Raw genomic sequence first — 17,728 nt, 5'->3', positions numbered from 1 at the left:
CATGTCATGGATGGGAAACAGGAAAATCCATTATTAGGCTACTTAGTGATGAATTCAACCATTGGTTCAGGTTGATGCCGAATTGATTTATAAGCATTCTTTCTGATGCTACGATTCAGTTAGGATCGGAACTTACTCTCTTAAAATCCTTGACACTTGCTTAAAATACAGCCAGATGGATGTTTTGTGAACAATAGAGTGTGCAATTGCTTTGTTAAAATAAAGGCAGAATATTATATATGGAATTACATGGTCATTTGCTTTATGTGGATATCACCCAGATCTGTGGCATCGGCTGTGCGTTCTGCATGTATGCGGATAAGCACGCAACTGGTAAGAGTATGGTGCTGTCAATACAGGCACGTGACAACCTGTCGGCGCTCATTAATGATCCGGCCGTAAAACGTATTTCCGTGAGTGGCGAGGGCGAACCGCTCAATAACATTAATACCTTTTACGAATTACTGGCGTTGTCCCGCGGGGGCAACAGCTTTGAGTTTATTACCAGCGGTTTTTTTCGCCATGAGAAGCTGGAGAAGATCTTTGATGAGATCAATCGCCTTGTCTCCGCCAATGGTGATACCTGTAATATTCGCCTCAGTTCCGACAGTCATCACATTGAAAAAGTAAAATGGCGAGCACATGGATTTAGCCTGGATTATGTTCAGCGCAAAAAACCGTCATCGATCAGCTTTTCATTTCGCTCAATCGATACCGATCGTGCCTTCACGCGCGAATATCTGGTGAATGAACTGGCCTCATGGGGAATTAACGCCAGCATAAAACCTGTCAGTGTACTGGAAGACAAATTATTGATAGGTTCGGACACGTTTAACATCGACTACAAAAACCTAGTACATCCGGCAAGAGATACGCCGGAAGGTTATCTGGATTTGCAGGGATATATTGCCGCGATCGAGTCCAAAGTCGATAAACCTTTTACCTTTGGCAGCCTGAACCATGCGCCCCTGCCCAATGGCATGGACGTGACAATTAAACCCAATGGCGATGTGTTTCTGTACGGTATTGAGACCGAGCGTGTTGCGAATATCCATTCTGATGTGATCGACTGGCATCATCTGGCGAGCCATGTGTGGGAAAATCCCTTGTCGCGCGCGTTATATACCCAGCCGTTAACCGAACTGCTGGCGCGGCTGGAAAACACTCCGCAGCTTCGTGCGATCATCGCGACAGCCAATAATCCTTACTGGCTGGTTAAAGAGATGGCGAAGCATTCCGGGTTGCTTGAACAATGGAAGGCCGCATGATTGATTCGCACTGCCACTCGTTCTACTCGAAACATGCTGTAGGCACCATCGACGAACTTGTTTGTGCGTCGATTGCTGCGGGTGTGACAGTACTCACCATCACCGATCATGCTCCGTTCCCGGTGGATGCGCAGAACCGTTTACTGGAAGCGGAACTGGAGCGCTATTTCGCCGATATTGATAAGGCGCAGCAGACTTATAAAGGCGATATCACGCTGCTACGCGGTCTGGAACTCGATTATATGCCGGGAACTGAGCGTTATAACCGGCAATTACTTGCACACTATCCGATGGATTTTGTCATCGGTTCAATTCACTACGTCACTGTTGCCGATAAGGCGATGGTGAAGGTCTGGGAACTGCCCCGGTTAGCTGCAGCCTCCTTTCTGGACAAATACTTTGCTCAGCTTGAAGCATTGCTGGAAAGCCAGTTGTTTGATGCGGTTGGGCACGCTGATACGCTGCTGCGCGCAATCCCAGAGGATGTGTTTTTGCGTCGCTTTGAACCGCTGATTACGCCGCTCGTACGCAGCGGTATCGCATATGAGCTGAATGCTTCGGGTCTGCGTAAATCCAGCCTTGATCCGACGACGGGTAAAGAGGTGACTGGAAGATGGTCCTATCCCTCCCGCGCTTTGCTGGAAAAATTACTGGAGAACAATGTTCCATTAACCATCGGATCCGATGCCCATGATCCGCGCGATGCCGGAGCGGGGATCGCTGAACTGTTGGCGGCACTCAGGCCATTAGGGCTTCAATCCCTCTGCTATTATCAGCAGCGTCAACGCATTGATGTTTTGCTTAATGACCTTCAATTTCACGCTGCGCTAGCATCTCGCTAAGGATCTTCACCATGAATGGACTAAAAACTCCGCATTCACTTGCGTGGAACACGTTGCACAACGAACCGCTCGCAACCCAGTTGGCAATGTTTCGCCAGGCCAGTGCACAGATCAATGCGCAGGATGTTAAATCCGGTTTTCGCGCGTTCGCGACCGATTTGCTGGCGCGCGGTTTGATCGACATGTCCGATTACGTCGCTATTTTTGGTGGTAAGGCGCTGCATTATCTGACGCCGAATGCGACTGGATCATTTTGCGATATGCGCACCGGTGCTGACGCTACAACATTGGCGGGCATTTATAGCCGTGCGAAATATGGCGGAGTGAGTGAGATACGCTATCTGGCACGGTGTGTTATCGACTATCTTGCCGCAGAACTGGATGATACTTCCTCTTCATGGTCAGGGTTGTTTTGCCAGGCCAAAGAGGAGGGAGAGAGTGTTGTGATGATGACCACGGGCTGGCGTAATGTGCCTTCCACGGCCAATGTGCTCTACGATATCGTGGTTGAGGAAATTAATCTCACGTTGGCGCATAAAGGATTGCCCACCATTATCAACGTTAAACTGCCCAGGATTGCGCCGCCGTGTGAAAATTACGCCAGCCTTAGCCAGGCCGAGCGCGATCGGGTCAATCTTGTGCAGGATCATGTGATTCCAGCGGAGAATTTTTACCGCTGGAGCGGCGTGCATGTCATTTTCGGAGATGACGTGCTGGTGACTGGGGCAACGGCGGATAAAGTGTTGTATGAATCGCTGTGTAACGGCGCCCGGTCATTTCGTGCCATATACCCAGTGGCACTAGATCCCCGGGTGGCATTAACTGATGCGTCGGTGGAGGATCGGCTAAACAGCGTGAGCGTGAAGCAGCATTTGGATGAAAACGTCGCGCAACTGCTCTCTGCTCCAGGCTATCAGCCCATTCTGCGTGCGTTGCGTCTGTTATTTGGCGAAGATAACCGGGATAGTTTACCGGCTTTCCTGCCAAATGTGCCGGTGCTGACCTGGCTTAATCTGTATAAATCAGCGTTAAATAATGAGTTTTTGGCTCAGCCTGCATGCACGCCATCACTGGTAATGCTCAGAACATATCTGATGCAAAATGGGCTGTTGTGTGCGAAAGGTAAGGTGCTGGTGAAATGACGTCCGACACTACCCATTACGTCAGTTACTGGGAAAACGCACCGGGTCAGACCATGCCGGCTTATGTTGCCCTGGCACTGGTTTCTATGCGCAGAGCTCTAGGTGATCGTTTTCTACTGCTTACGCCGCGAACGGTAAGCGAACACATCGATGCTGACATCATGAATAAAGCTTGGGCTTTTGAACCGCTGAACTTTACGCTGGCGAACGGCATTGAAGCTATTGTGGCGAAGAGCGATTTCATTCGCATGGCGTTTGTTCATCGCTGGGGCGGGGCATGGTTGGATGCGGATACGTTGCTGTTTAGAGATCCGAGTGTTGAGTTATTTCCGACAGGGCTGAGCCATAAATTGCACTGGCATAGCGAGTGTATTTTCGCGTCCCTGCCGGGAAACCCCATACTTGCGCAAGCCTTAGCTATAGGGCTTGAGAGCGAGAATCACGCTTGGGGTAATCCTGGGAGAATCAAAAATAACATTGCCCAGGCTGCCGATGCTGTCATCCCGATTGGCGGGGAGGTCATCGATCCCGGATACCGTCCGCTTTACAACTTTGCTGGTTGCGAGGTGATGCGTCGCACCGATATTACCATCGGGGCATTTTTGATTAACGACGTGGCTATTCTCAAACTTTACAACACCTATTTCCGGCGTACCGAAGCCCGGAGAGAAACCGTGCCTGAATTTCTGGTGGGTGGCTCGCTGCTGGCAAAACTGTTTTTGCATATTGAGGCGAATACGGATTACTGGGTTGATGAAAGTGACAAATTGATAGCTTCCGTTGCCTGAGTACCGCGTTCGCCCAGTACGATAGCTTCAGCGGGTAAGTGGAGTCGACAGTGCGTGGCGCCATTGAGGTTAATGCGCGGCGCGATTGCTTCGTGAATGGTCGGCGTCCGGCGGTGTGGCGAGCTGTGAGCAATATACAGCCATGCGGGGATGCGTTCAGTTAAATGGCTGAATTCAAGTTCAATGCGCAGTAGATCGAATATCTCGGTGGTGCGTCCACTGGGAGTCCAAGCCAGCGGTGCGGTACGGTGATCGGGCCGCACGACTGCGACAGGAACGCTGAATTCAAGGTTTATGGTCCCGGCATAACAGCCTGCAACTTCAGGAAATTTTTCACAGATTAAGGGCAGTTGTCGCGCCAGCGTGCCCGTCGCTACCCCTAGCCCAGGGATGATTCTGGCGTTAAGCGACATGCTGTTTTTCGCTTCTGCTGGCAGAGTTAAGAGAGTCTGCAATGCGTTCATTAATAACGTTAGCGAAAAAGTATCCATATTTTTTTTGCCCGTACGACGGAGTGTGTCTGGCTGTTGCTCGCTGTAGATCACTTGTGTAAAAGGTGAGCGAGGCGGCAACCATGGGTTGTGTTGACCTGCAATCAACGGGTAGATCGCCACCAGCTTCGCTTTCAGGCCAACAGCCATATGCACAATGGCTGTATCCACACTAACAACTGCCTGCGCGCGGCGAATATAGCCTGCAACCTTTTCGGGTGTTAGCCCGTCGTGCAAGACTGCCACTTTATCGCGTGCAACTGCGTTTTCCAGATGCTGTGCGCTGTACAGCGTTGAAGGGCTGCAAAGAATTCCCACGGAATGGCCGGGAAACTCGTCGGTGATAGCTTGTAGAGCTGCTGTTGCACGGGAAGGGGATAGCCCCTTGTCTCTTCGGCTGGCATAAGGATTAAAAAGTATTTGGGGGGAAAGTGCCGCAGGCGGGAGCTCGGCAGGCAACGGAACAATGTACTGGGTGTCGATCACTTTCGCGCCCAGATCCTGCAGAATATATTTGTACTGCTCCACGATATTGAGCGTGTTTGCAGCAAAACCCATTTTACGATTCACACAGCGCAGTGAATCATCAAGGGAATAGATACTCACAGGGCGGAGTAACCGCATAAAAACGATTTCGGCAGGTTGCAGTCGTCCAACCAGATGAACAACGACATCGACATTACTTAGTTGGTTCACCAATCTGCGTAGTTCACCAAGCCCTGGATGCGGATTCGTAACGATGACGTCATCCACACCGAAGGTGTTGGTATGCATTTCAGCTAACTCGTTAACCGTTAGGACAGTCAATCGGGCATTGAGCTTACGTGATTCGCGAAAAAAGAAAGAAGATACGATGGAGTCGCCCAATTTTGCGTCCCAGCGAAGCAGAAGAATATGCAGTTTTTCGCCGGGGGGGGGCGTGGGCAGAGGTTTGTCTGCCAGCAGGCGAAATATCAACCTGGAAACCGCTTTGCGTAAAATCTGAAAACTTATCAATATGCTCACCAGTCTTTTGCTCAGGGGGCCGATCCCGGCCACACGGTTTTTTCAGGGTGATGCGGCGTATTCTAATTAGCCTCAAACTCCATCTTGCTGCCAATTGGGAAGCACAATAGCAAGCGAGGTGAGCTGAGATTCGGTCAAAACCATTATTAACAAGACGGTAAGCAACTAACGGTTTCTACCGACCAAGGAACACAAACGCACCTAAATCAATGTTGTTCAATACCGAGCGCGCGCCTTATGAACGTCTGATCCACGAACCCAATTGTTCGACTCCAAACGTCCTGAGTATCCCGAAGATACTGGCACAACCCATCCACATCAGTTTGGTCGGAAAATTCCAGCAAATCTACCAGCCGGTGTAACGTCTGAATGGGAATGCCAATCTCCTCCAAGGCATTGACACCTGGCGGAAGATGAAAATTCTCGAACGTCATTTTGACATGCGTGTAATCGACTTTGCTGCGAATACCTCTCTTCAACGCGTGATATTTTACAACATCCTCCATCAAGCTGAGCACTTTAGGTAACGTGTAACCGAAAGTATTGGTTATTAGTTTCAGATCATTGTTAAGTGCGTCGGAAAGAGTGCGCTTTTCCCCTTCATAGACCCGTTGTCGTGCGTAAACGATTTGATTCTTCAGATATTCCGAATAACTTTCAGCGCTTAAATAGCCGGCAAGTTTGGCGATCATCACATCCGTAGGCTTAACAGGGACCCCATTGCGACTGAACGTATGGGGAACCAGTCTGGCAATGATCTTTGCAAAGGTCTTGAGGAAGTTTGTCGCGGGGGTCCAGTGAAATACCAACGAGGAAAATTCGCTGTCGTCCATCATCTCGAACATGCTTTGCAGCATTTCGAACTGCTCGACACGGAAGTACGAATGCTTCTTCACAAGGTCGATGGAAACATGGTCGTTTATGAAAATTTCATCAAAGCGATCCTGTGAAAACTCGGACAAGTGATCTGGTTGAACGCTGGCCAAGAGGTTGATTGGGGTATCAATGTCCTGAATACCGAGCGGAATATCCACCTCTTGATTGAGGTTGTCTTCCGGGATGTCCTCCAGGCAAAAGATTTTGCCGACGAAGTGAACGCCCATGCGCCCGGCACGCCCTTTGATGTTGCCATGGGTGAATTTGTCAATGCTGCGAGTTCCATCGCGGTTGTCGTAGATCACGACGTTCTTAGCGATAGTATTGACTCCTTCAATGATCGTGGAGGTGCAAAGTAAAAAGCGCAGTTTTCCAGCATTGAATTGGTCGGCGGTGTATTGCTGCAATGCCCTCGGTAGCGCGCCAAAATGCAAGCCAATACCGTTTCTAAGTGCGACTGTGTAATCCCAGTCGGCATCGAACTCTTCGCTGACCCAGTCGACATGAGGACTCTCAGTCGGAGTGCTATGCCCCAGCCTGATCAGCTCGCGCGCCACTTGGCCCGCAACAGTTGGTGACTTGCAATAAATGATCGTTGCGTCGACGCATGCGTGCGCGATTTCTCCTAGCGCGTTGAGCTTGGCTTTGTCGTCGTTCGCTTTGATGCCGAACGTCTTAACATCTAGCGCGACTGTATTGAAGTCGGTAGAAACGAAAGTATGCGGATATCCAAGTCTTTCGAGACCGCGAATGCTGTTAACGAACGGTCCAGTCAGGTAAAACTGCCTGGAGACCTTGAGCAGTTTGCTCAAAGCAATGTTGAGCTCGATGACGCGTTCGTCTTGATGATCAATGTCCCCACTTTTCAGTTGCCGGAACGCCAACTTATAAAACTCGTCAATGACGAAGAGGTCAATATCGACGATGTCGTCACGCTCGTTCACTCGCTCCTGCGTTAACACGTAGACAGCCTGATCGGAATGGCACACTTGGGAACTGTGGTGGATGATCTGATATCGGTCACCGAATCGCTCTTGTAGTCGGCGACGGGTTTCGTCGGCAAGAGCCACAGTCGGAACAACCAGAACGAGCCGCTTCAACGTTCCCATGCCGAGCAACGAATCGACGATTGCGCTTTTGCCCATGCTTGTAGGTGCGCTCAGAACCACGTTTTGACCGGACTTAAGCAGATCAAATATGTGGAACTGCATTGAGTGGAAAACAAAACCATCCGAGAATGGCGTCCGGTATAGCTCAAGCACCCTCAGGTCATCCGGTGTAAGGCTGGTGAACTCCTTTTTGAGATACGGGAACAAACCTGATTTTCTCACCATATTTTTCAATATCGTGGTGTGCTCGGAAAACCGCTCGCGCGAATCGAGAGCTCGCACGATCAAGTCCCGTCCTAAGTCATACGAAACAGGATTAGACAACAGCTTGTTAACCGCAAACAGATAATTGAAAGATGAGAAGTCCTCACCCTGCAGGCTATGTTTCGCCTGTTCATAGACCTCTGTCATACGACCTCTCTCACCTTCTCATCAACTAATTGGGTTAACCGTTCAAGACTCGGGGCTGGATAAATGAATACGTGGATGCAAAGATTCGCAAACGGCGAATCCTCGATCAGGTCAGCCGCGAATTTTTCGAATAGCGCCGTCGTTTCCTTCTCCAAGCCACCCTCGAATCCCGGCGTTTCAGGCTCAGTTAGCAGCCTGGAGTCGTAGCCCACGAACAGAACAAACGTGAAACGATCAAGGTGAGCATCGAAAGGTCTGCTGCCATCAAGAATTTCGTCAATGTCGTGGCGAAGCAGGTAGTTATCATCTTTAATGTCGAGGATCTTTCTGCGTGCTGTATCGATGCAATCCGATATGTCCTCGTATAACTGATCCCGTATCTCCGGCAATCTGACGGCAATGTCAATATTAGTCACCAACTCACTGAAGCCAATCCAGAGCTGATCACCTTCTGGATCGCGGCGAACGATGTGCACATTTTCAAGAATTTTTTCGGCCCCTGCTTTTTCCACGTATAACATGCAAGGGATAGGCTGGCTTTCGTGGTGCTGCCGGATCGTTGCATGCAACAGAACTCGCCCCAAAAATTCGCTGACATCATGGAGCGATTTGAAGACTGAATTCTTTAATCGTTCTCGCTTTTCAATGAGTGTCAGTTTATGAATATCAGACAATTCTTTTGGTCGGAGAAAGACCTCATCCAACCATTGGCAGACGTTATCCGCGATGTGCTTGTAGCGATATTTCTTAAGCGAGTACTGCTGATGTAGAACCAAGCCTTTACGCTTAGCACAGACCGAAGCCATAGGCGCTCTAAATGGCGTAAGGATGTGGGGTAAGTCCCGTTTGACGTAGATTTTGCGGCCTGACCGAGACTGGTCATCTTCGACACGCTGCTTGAACCACTCAAGTAGGTCTGGTCGTAAGCAGGACTTGTCATTCACACTGTGAATGCGTCGAGAATGTTCCCCCTTGCGCGTCACGGTATCAAGGATGCGGCACCAAATGTCTTCTGCGACGGTTTCGGAACTGAGAATGACCCCATGTAGATCGTGGGAGGCCAGCCGTATGTTTTTGATCCCTAGAAGTTCCAGTTCTCGCAGAGATGAAAACACTTCCCATGTAGCCGCATCGATCCAATTTGAAACGCTTATACCTGAGTCTGTTAAATAATTGTTTGTACGTTTGTTGAGATCATCGATGAGTTCCTGTCGGCCTGGCTTATCTAGTCGGGCGGTTGGGCTGATCGTCAAGTACTCCAAGGTTTTGTTGACCTTTTCCTCTGTGACGATGGAGTACCTACGTCCAAGGAACAGGTCAGACTCACATTGCATTGATTTGTGCAAAATTGAACTGCAGGGGATCGGCTTTTTATCAGCACCTTTTGAATTCTGAACGATGTCCGAAATGTTCCAACGTGTTTTGCCGGTGCTTTTTACCTGAACGAAGTCGATGTATCCATCAGATACAATATCGATATCGTCTGTGACCTCGCAGCGAACACTACGGATAGACTTGTCACGAAGCATTCGGGTGACATGGTAAGCGGCTACGCAGTCCTGAAAAAAGAAACCGTGCTTGGCGGCTACTCCGCCTGAATCATTCGACTCCATTTAGACATCCGTGACAATTTTGCGAAAATTAAGACGATGTTATGACACAGTCCAATAGGATCACTGCATCATCACCAGTGTTCTAAATACTTCACAGCCATTCTCGGTCGCAGTTATCAAACTTTCAGGATTCCAATATTTTTGGAATCCTGACGTCTAATCTGTTTATACAACATACTTTTCCAACTCACGTAAGGTATGAACAGCCCTCATCAAGGTTTTAGTTTTCAAATCGTTCAGAACTGAGACCGCCAAAGGCACTATGGCACCGCCAGCGATTGTAATCACAGTTGATATTATAAAACACAGTTGCGCGCACTATTTCCAGGTTGGTAGGGGCTTATCTTAATACCCTTTGAGCAATGTCAACATCGCGTGTTCATGGCTTTCAATGTTGTTAATGCCTTGCCCCTCCGGCCCCCACTCCTCATAGCTCATCATGATGGCTTGCTTTAGGCTCTCTGCTCGCTCTGTTTCGGCGTAGAATTTTTTCTTGTCTGCCGGTGAATAATTACTGAGTCTCGAATTGCTGCTTGGCGAGATCAGGCAGAGGTTACCGAAACGATGGACATCATCCCCCATTTTGTTTGCGCCAGAGGGATCTGTTTGAGGAAAGTAGTGCTCAACCGATGTTCGGCTCGGTGAAAACTGGAAGCCGTCAAAATGCTTCTTAATCTCGGGATTATTAAGCCCTTTACCATCAAATGATTGGCCAGCATTAAGATTACGCCACAAACGATAATCGAGTAAATTGAACACAAAGTTCTGCACACCGGTACCACGATGCAGAGCTTCGACATTGAATTGTTCCGTTTCACCACAAATCTCTGACAGGAACTCGTGGCTGAGTTGTTCAAGTTCCCTGAGGTAAGCAGCTCCGTCAACATTAAGTTGGTCCGAAGTCAGGGTATTCAAAATGGCCAGCGAGCGATTGAGCCATCGCTTGTAAACATAGGCAGGGTGGGAGACATGGAACATCGACAAGATCATCGCTAGTTGTTTATTTACACCAGACAGTTCATCTTGATCGAAAGAGTTGTTATAGCTAAAGCTCGAATTCCTGTCTCTGGCATAGTATTCAAGCGTCAGCAGACTCCACTTCTCAGCTTGATCTCGCTTAATGATATAGCGGTCAAACAAGCCCCTAAACTTTAGTAAGTTAAAAGCAAACTGGGTGATTTTTTTTCGGTCATTTTTTATGATTTCAAATGCCTGAAGTAGCTTTTTATCGTCCAAAGACACGTCATTATCCACTGTCACTTTTAGCACATGCAGTAGGAAGTTGGAGAAATCGATAATCGAATCAAAACGCTGCTCTTTTGCTTTTTCATCGTTGTCATCAGTGTGATGAAAGCGTCGCCTTTCGATAATTTCCCGTAGCGTCGGCTTTTCGTGTGTATCAGGATTAGTTTCTATAGCACATTTGATCGCATCAAAATCGGCAGGGAATCCTAGCCACTGTTCACCAAATAATGCTTTGCGAGTCTCTGGGCTAAAGCCCAATTGCACATATCGGTTCATATCAGCGCAGGCATCCCATATGGCAGAAAAGCCGTTTCTTGCGGCAGTATCACCGTTGTAAACTGACATCAAATTCGCTTTCAACACTTCGTGTTTTTCTAGCTGTTCACCACGGTTATTCATGATCTCAAAGTAGTGGTTGAGATCAGTCTCTGTTGGCACCGGAACCCGCAAAATAGTGACGCGCTGGAGTAGATATCGGCAAAAGTTGTTGGTGTCGATATTCTCTTTCTCAAAGTAGCGTTCAATAATAGTAAACGCCGCTCGGATTGAGGGTTCTTCAGGATCATTGCTCTGAGCCTGTTGAAACAGGTTATTTAGCGTTCGGGCTGATTTAGGACGGCTGTCAAAGTCGAGATTAAGGTGAAGCGGGGATAAATCTTGTTCGCTGCAACAAGCAACTTTTTTTAAGTATGCGAGCAAAATCGACAGCGTTGTGTACCTTTGCTGTCCATCAATCGTTTCATAGACTATTACGCCTTGATGTGCGCTATCAGCACCATCTCTGACATATACCACCAAGCTGCCCAGATAGTATTTCGGGTCTTCCTGTTGCTCTGCATTTTTAAGGGCTTCAGCAGCATCTGCAATGTCCCGAATAAGCTGTTCAATCTCCGGCGCGCCCCAGGCGTAGTTACGCTGATAAATAGGGATAACATAATGGCTATTAGCGCTAAATAACTGTTCGATGGTCAGCAAGGCTAAATCATTACTCGTCGGCATCTACATCTCCCAGCATCTGAGCGATTGAATATTCTACGGGTTTGGCATTTTGAAAACGAATGTTTATACAACGCTTTGGCTGAAAGCGTAGGACTTGTTGTGGGTGGATCGCTTTATCGAGCAATCTCAATAGTCCTCGGGGCTCACGCGCATAACCATCAACACTGTCCATACCGATTTTTTGATATTGCAAGCGCAAGTAGTAACTCCAACAAAAACAGATTGTTGCGGCTTTAATTAATTCTTTGTCGCCAAACTTATCGTAATAGGCCATCACTGCACACATAAAGAGATTTTTAATATACATATCCCCTTTGCGTGAACTGCCAGCGTAACTGGTATGTTTTTTTAAGAAATTGCCAAGCAGCGCGTTGTCACCTTCAAATAGGGTGTGATGCAGGGATTTGTAGTGCTGGATATACTCAAAAAAGCGCTTTCCGTTAATTATTAACTGATTAACCTGGAACGGAAAAGGTTTATTCTGCTTGTCCCACTTCCTGATAGGGTCATTATTGTAGTGCTCAACCGCAAAATCCAGGGCGAGCAGAGACTGCAGATAGTGGTAATCAGAAGTGGAGAGGTTGACGCCTTTGAACACCTCAAGATTGTGGCGGCTGAACTGCACGCCATAATCGCCATCCAGCCATCGGCGCAGGCGGAACAAATACTCGCCCATAATGAGGTGAAGGTTAGCGGATTCATCATCCGGACTGACTCCTTGCTCCCACAGGCTAACGTGGTGTAGTCGTTCCGCTTGCTCTGTAGCATCCATCATTTCGCGCAAATGGTATGCCTTTAGTAAGTCATGGGGCGCGAGGGCCTTACCCCTGGCGTTTTGCGAGTCGAAAAACTGAAAGGCTTCGCTCAAATCATCGAGCGTCACTTCGATCAGTTCACACTTGTTACACACGAAGTGAAGTAGTGATTTGCGCTCGTTATCATTTAGTCCCACAAGGCGGTTCTCAATGACTTTGGCATTGTGCTCAAGGTTATTGATGCTAGTCCTTGAAGCAAAAGATTGTTCCAACAGAGGCGTTGAAAACTCACCACTCTGATCGAGCACTGAGCAAAGCAAGGTTAAGGTCAGAAGGCGCTGCTGACCATCAACGATATCGAGCTCACCTTCATAAGCAGGTTTTAACTTATCCCGGTGCAACACCACAGTCCCAAGGCGGTAGCTCTGTTTATTTTGGTGGGTTAACACATCATCAATTAGTTGATTGACGTGTTTTTGTTGCCATTTGTAGGGGCGCTGGTATGACGGAATAGCGAGGCGCTGCTCTAGCAGCATCCCGATTTTTTTTACCTGATAGGATACAGTTCCCATGACTACAATGCCTGCTCAACAATCATAACTATCAGTTGGGGTTGGTTTTGCTGGCTGTTTTCCAGATGTATTTTTAGTTTATCGCAGAAGGTCATTAACTCATTTCCTTATTGTGATAGGTGGATCCATGTCCGAAGTGCTGCGCTCACAGACAGGTTATCAGTGCCAATATCCTTCAAACCTCCACGCTTAAATCTGCCCACCCACCCCTTTAAATTTCTCAATGAATGCGACGATTTTCTGGAACACTGACTGCTTTTTCGTTTTATATTGCGGGTTTAACGGGCTGAGTTTTGGTAACGTCTCGTTTAGCTCAGTACCATTTTCGGTGGCATACTCTCGTTTCAGGGACGTACGGATATAGCGTTTGGCAGCCTCTTCATTCAGGTTTTCTTCTTTTATCAATGCGTCTGCCTCACGCTGCTGTTCGCGCTGAGCAAAAGCGAAGAACGCATCAATAATTCCAGCCTTATCCGGCAGTTCATCCAGGTTCGTCTGCTGAATAAAATCAATGACCAGCCCTTCTTTGGCTCGGTTGCCCAGGCTTGAGCGGATAAGACGTCTGACTTCTTCGGTCAGCCCGTCTTTGCTCTTGTTCTGTTTGTTATGCTCGAATATCAGACCAAGGATATAATCCAGGTTAATCTCCTGAGACTTCAACAAATCCACCTCAAACACCACATCATCCCAATCGGTGGTTGAGTTATCCTTATCATTCGCTGCCTTTTCGCGTCGTTGCCAGTCGCGTATGTCATTGTAGGCTGAACGGTAGTCCTGAAGCTTGCGTTCGGCAGGAAGGCGAATGGTCTGTAATTCAGCGAGCTTCTCATCATCGAGATAATGCTCGGCCTTGAAGGCTTCTAGTGCCTCCGGGTTGCTGGTATCGACCTTCTGGAGCACTTTTAGCGTGGCAAATTCGTCATAGTTTTGCAGAATGTTCTCGGCTCTCAGATACTCACCAAACAGCTTCACGAAGGATTTTCTCTCTTTCTCGCTGTCAATATTCGCCGGGTCTGGGAATCGGTGCTCAAGTTCTGAGACCACCGCCATAAAGCCACGCTTCGCTTCACCGGTGACGATATCGTTAAAGCCTTCCATGTACTCTTTGTAGCTCTTTTCCAGCACCACATTTTTGGTATTCTTATCACCAAACAGCGTAATAGCGTCAATCGTCGCATGTTCCAGATTACGGAAGGTCACGATATTGCCGAATGTTTTGGTGGCATCATAAATGCGGTTGGTGCGTGAGAATGCCTGCATCAGGCCGTGATAGCGCAGATTCTTATCCACAAACAGGGTATTCAGAGTTGGGGCATCGAAGCCGGTTAAGAACATGCCCACGACAATTAACAGGTCAATATCCTGATTCTTCACGCGCTGTGCTAAATCACGATAATAATTCTGGAAGCCATTGCTGTCGGTACTGAAATTGGTTTTGAAATGACGGTTATAGTCGTCAATGGCCGCATCAAGAAATTCTTTGGCGCTGCTGTTCATGGCACTGACATCGAAACTTTCATCGGTAATATCACCGACCGCATTCTGTTCTTCATTCGCTGCGAATGAAAAGATGGTCGCCACCCTCAGTGGCTTACGGGCGTCAGTGTGATTATCGGGCCCATGTTGTAATTGCTTAAAGGTTTCATAATAGGCTTTGGCTGCATCCACGCTGCTAACCGCCAGCATGGCGTTGAATCCTTTTGCCCCCGGAAAAGTACGATGGGTTTTCTGACGGTAATTGGCAAGAATATAGCGGGTAATTTCCTCAATACGGCGCGGATGTAAAAACGCCTGATTGTTTTCAGCTGCCGTGAGTTTCTTGTCGTCGGTTTCATTTTCAAGCGCCTTAAACTGCGGGCGGACATCGTTATAATCCACCTTGAACTTCAGCACCTTCTCATCACGAATTGCATCCGTAATTACGTAAGAATGCAGTTCGCGGCCAAACACGCTGGCGGTGGTTTCTGCGCCTAATGCGTTTTGTGGGAAAATGGGGGTACCGGTGAAGCCAAACTGATAGAAGCGTTTGAATTTCTTCTTCAGATTCTTCTGGGCCTCACCGAACTGGCTGCGGTGGCACTCATCGAAAATGAAGACGACTTGCTGCTGATAGACCGGTAAGTCAGCTTCCGCTTTCATCAGGTTATTCAGCTTCTGAATGGTGGTGACGATAATTTTGTTATCGTCTTTATCCAGATTCCTTTTAAGGCCTGCAGTATTGTCAGAACCATTGACACTGTCCGGGGAGAAGCGCTGATACTCCTTCATGGTCTGGAAATCGAGGTCTTTACGGTCGACCACAAAGAAAACTTTATCAATGAAGTCCAGTTCGGTCGCCAGACGTGCGGCCTTAAAGCTGGTCAGGGTTTTACCTGAACCTGTGGTGTGCCAGATAAAACCGCCGCTTTCCGGGGTTGACCAGTTCTTGGCTTTATAGGAGCTGTTAATTTTCCATAAAATCCGCTCGGTGGCGGCAATCTGATACGGGCGCATCACCAGCAGAGTCTGGCTGCTGTCAAACACGCTGTAGTCAAACAACACATTGAGCAGGGTATGCTTCTGGAAAAAAGTGGTAGTAAAGTCCTTCAGGTCTTTAATCAGGGTGTTATCGGACTTCGCCCAGTTCATGGTGAAGTCGAAACTGTTCTTATTCCGTTTTGTAGTGTTGGCAAAGTAGCGGGTATCGGTTCCGTTGGAAATAACAAACAGTTGCAGGTATTTAAACAGGGAGTTGTCACCGTTAAAGCTCTCCTTGCTGTAACGGTGTATCTGGTTAAAGGCTTCACGTATTGCTACGCCGCGTTTTTTCAGTTCGATTTGTACTAGTGGCAGGCCATTGACCAGAATCGTGACGTCATAACGGTTAGCGTGTGAGCCTGTCTGTTCAAATTGCTGAATGATCTGCACCCGGTTGCGCATGAGGTTCTTTTTATCAATCAGGTAGATATTTTCCAGACGCCCATCATCAAATGTGAAGTCGCAGATATAGTCGGTGTGGATTTTACGGGTCTTGTCGAGGCTGCTGTCACTCGGGCTGTCCAGATACTGCTCGGTGAAACGTCGCCACTCGCTTTCGTTAAACACCACCCTATTGAGGCTCTGAAGCTGTTCTCGCACATTGGCTAGCATTGCTGTCTGCGATTTAACGAAAAGAAATTCATAGCCCTGATTGCGAAGGTCCTGAATCATTTCACGCTCTAGGTCAGCCTCTTTCTGGTAGCTGTCACCGGTATCCTGAACTTTGGTGTGTTTATCAAGAATGATAAAGCTATTAGATTCTGCCATAGTTTTGTAATCAGTCATTTAATGCATCCTGGGTTTTGAACCCATATGTATTAATCAGATACGTTACTAATTTTTTCATTCTTTCCTTGTCTGACTCTTCAATATCAGCAATTTCTTCTCCGGCATGAGCAGAATGGCTAGAAAGGTTCATTATTCTGCTCGCGAATGGATTGGGATTACCTTCAGCTGTTTTGTCAAGAAGATCCTCCCAACGTAAATGGCCTAAGAATGTGGCAGATTTTTCTAAAATGTTTCTTAAAAAACTAAAGTGATATTTTTTAATTTGCCCTGCGTTTATTGCCTTGCAAATCTCTGACAGTAAAAATAAATGATAAGAGAAAGGATGATCGTTGGATTTATTAAGCTCATAAGTACCATCACCCTGCTTATATAATCTATATTTTTCAGACTGCCCTCGTTTATAGATCCATGTTGAACTTCCATCTGGATTGAATTTTTTAAGATCGTTGTTCAACTCGTTATACAATACATTGTAAAATAATGGGCTATGGGTTGTAATGATGAACTTTAAACCATTACCTTCAGTGTATGTGCTAATCTTTATTAATTTAGCTAAATCAACGGCAAGTTCTATCAGATGGGTATCATCTAGCGAACTCACTGGGTCATCAATAAACACATATTCTAATTCATTAAACTTATCGGTTATGCGATTTGTAATATCAGGTTCATTAAGCGTTACTATTACCTGCTCTAATAAAGTATATATAACACTCCAAATAAAGTTACTCTCTTCTCCTTTAGATATTTTTATCTTTTCGTACTGTCCCTGAACGACGGTTATGTTATCTTCCGTAATTTCATCAGGAGTTTCAGGTGCTGAGGGATCATTTTTTGCAACATGGAATGTTACTTCAGAAAATGCAGGGATTGTGACATCGATCTCATTGCTATTCTGATCTTTGGTTTTACGCTCGTATTCCTGATTAAACGTTGGCGTCGCTTTGCTACTCGTATAGCGCTGGAAGTTAGTAGTGATATTACCATCCTCTCCCAACTCTTGTAGTAGTGTAATAAGCCAACCAGTAAATGTATTTGGTTGGATTTTTAGTTTGGGATCGGCGTCAGAATCTAAATCATTATCCCAATAAAACAAATCTTCAGTAAAAGCATTGTAATAAAGAATTTTGTTTCGTGATGGTTCGGCCTCGGCACTGTTCGGATCATCAATGTTTTTAGGGGCAATAAGCTCTTTGAATTCACGTGATAGACGTGTTTTTCCTGTACCATTAAAAGCATAGATTAGTTGTACTTTTTTATTGGCATCAATTAGTTCTTGGGCTATCTGCGTTAGTGTCTGGCTCAT

11 protein-coding genes are annotated in these 17,728 nt (G+C 47.1%); 4 read left to right on the top strand and 7 right to left on the bottom strand.

The window, feature by feature from the left end; genetic code table 11:
* Window positions 1-239: 239 nt before the first annotated feature.
* Genes F0T03_RS18630 through F0T03_RS18615 form a run of 4 tightly spaced genes read left to right on the top strand, consistent with a single transcriptional unit; the run spans window position 240 to window position 4,040 of the window.
* The gene (locus F0T03_RS18630) at window positions 240-1,268 is read left to right on the top strand and encodes a radical SAM family protein (protein ID WP_050150675.1); all 1,029 of its coding nucleotides are present in this window, start codon (window positions 240-242) and stop codon (window positions 1,266-1,268) included.
* On the top strand, window positions 1,265-2,110 hold the full coding sequence (locus tag F0T03_RS18625) for a histidinol-phosphatase (protein WP_159680025.1): 846 nt from the start codon (window positions 1,265-1,267) through the stop codon (window positions 2,108-2,110). Before F0T03_RS18630 ends, F0T03_RS18625 begins: the two co-directional genes overlap by 4 nt.
* An 11-nt stretch (window positions 2,111-2,121) precedes the next feature.
* Window positions 2,122-3,252, top strand: a complete 1,131-nt coding sequence (locus F0T03_RS18620) for a hypothetical protein (RefSeq protein WP_019082296.1) — start codon at window positions 2,122-2,124, stop codon at window positions 3,250-3,252.
* Complete coding sequence (locus F0T03_RS18615) at window positions 3,249-4,040, top strand: hypothetical protein (protein WP_145576436.1); 792 nt, start codon at window positions 3,249-3,251, stop codon at window positions 4,038-4,040. The genes F0T03_RS18620 and F0T03_RS18615 overlap by 4 nt, the downstream gene beginning before the upstream one ends.
* On the opposite strand, the gene F0T03_RS18610 is transcribed toward F0T03_RS18615, so the two are convergent.
* From F0T03_RS18610 to F0T03_RS18580, 7 genes are all read right to left on the bottom strand, one after another.
* Window positions 3,995-5,338, bottom strand: a complete 1,344-nt coding sequence (locus F0T03_RS18610) for a glycosyltransferase family 9 protein (protein WP_235896078.1) — start codon at window positions 5,336-5,338, stop codon at window positions 3,995-3,997. The two genes, F0T03_RS18615 and F0T03_RS18610, sit on opposite strands and share 46 nt — an antisense overlap.
* Before the next feature lie 404 nt (window positions 5,339-5,742).
* On the bottom strand, window positions 5,743-7,932 hold the full coding sequence (locus F0T03_RS18605) for a DEAD/DEAH box helicase (protein WP_050915248.1): 2,190 nt from the start codon (window positions 7,930-7,932) through the stop codon (window positions 5,743-5,745).
* On the bottom strand, window positions 7,929-9,545 hold the full coding sequence (gene abpA, locus F0T03_RS18600) for an anti-bacteriophage protein AbpA (protein ID WP_050150686.1): 1,617 nt from the start codon (window positions 9,543-9,545) through the stop codon (window positions 7,929-7,931). The genes F0T03_RS18605 and abpA overlap by 4 nt, the downstream gene beginning before the upstream one ends.
* A gap of 345 nt (window positions 9,546-9,890) precedes the next feature.
* Window positions 9,891-11,789: a GmrSD restriction endonuclease domain-containing protein gene (locus F0T03_RS18595; protein WP_050915247.1), complete on the bottom strand. Its 1,899-nt coding sequence runs from the start codon at window positions 11,787-11,789 to the stop codon at window positions 9,891-9,893.
* Window positions 11,776-13,116, bottom strand: coding sequence for a DUF262 domain-containing protein (locus tag F0T03_RS18590; RefSeq protein WP_159680021.1), 1,341 nt, complete (start codon window positions 13,114-13,116; stop codon window positions 11,776-11,778). Before F0T03_RS18590 ends, F0T03_RS18595 begins: the two co-directional genes overlap by 14 nt.
* A gap of 189 nt (window positions 13,117-13,305) precedes the next feature.
* Window positions 13,306-16,419: an HsdR family type I site-specific deoxyribonuclease gene (locus tag F0T03_RS18585; protein ID WP_159680019.1), complete on the bottom strand. Its 3,114-nt coding sequence runs from the start codon at window positions 16,417-16,419 to the stop codon at window positions 13,306-13,308.
* Complete coding sequence (locus F0T03_RS18580) at window positions 16,412-17,728, bottom strand: AAA family ATPase (protein WP_159680017.1); 1,317 nt, start codon at window positions 17,726-17,728, stop codon at window positions 16,412-16,414. Before F0T03_RS18580 ends, F0T03_RS18585 begins: the two co-directional genes overlap by 8 nt.

It is taken from the genome of Yersinia canariae, assembly GCF_009831415.1.
Lineage (GTDB): Bacteria > Pseudomonadota > Gammaproteobacteria > Enterobacterales > Enterobacteriaceae > Yersinia > Yersinia canariae.
Note: the sequence above shows the minus strand (reverse complement) of the source record. Positions and strands in the feature narration are given on the sequence as shown.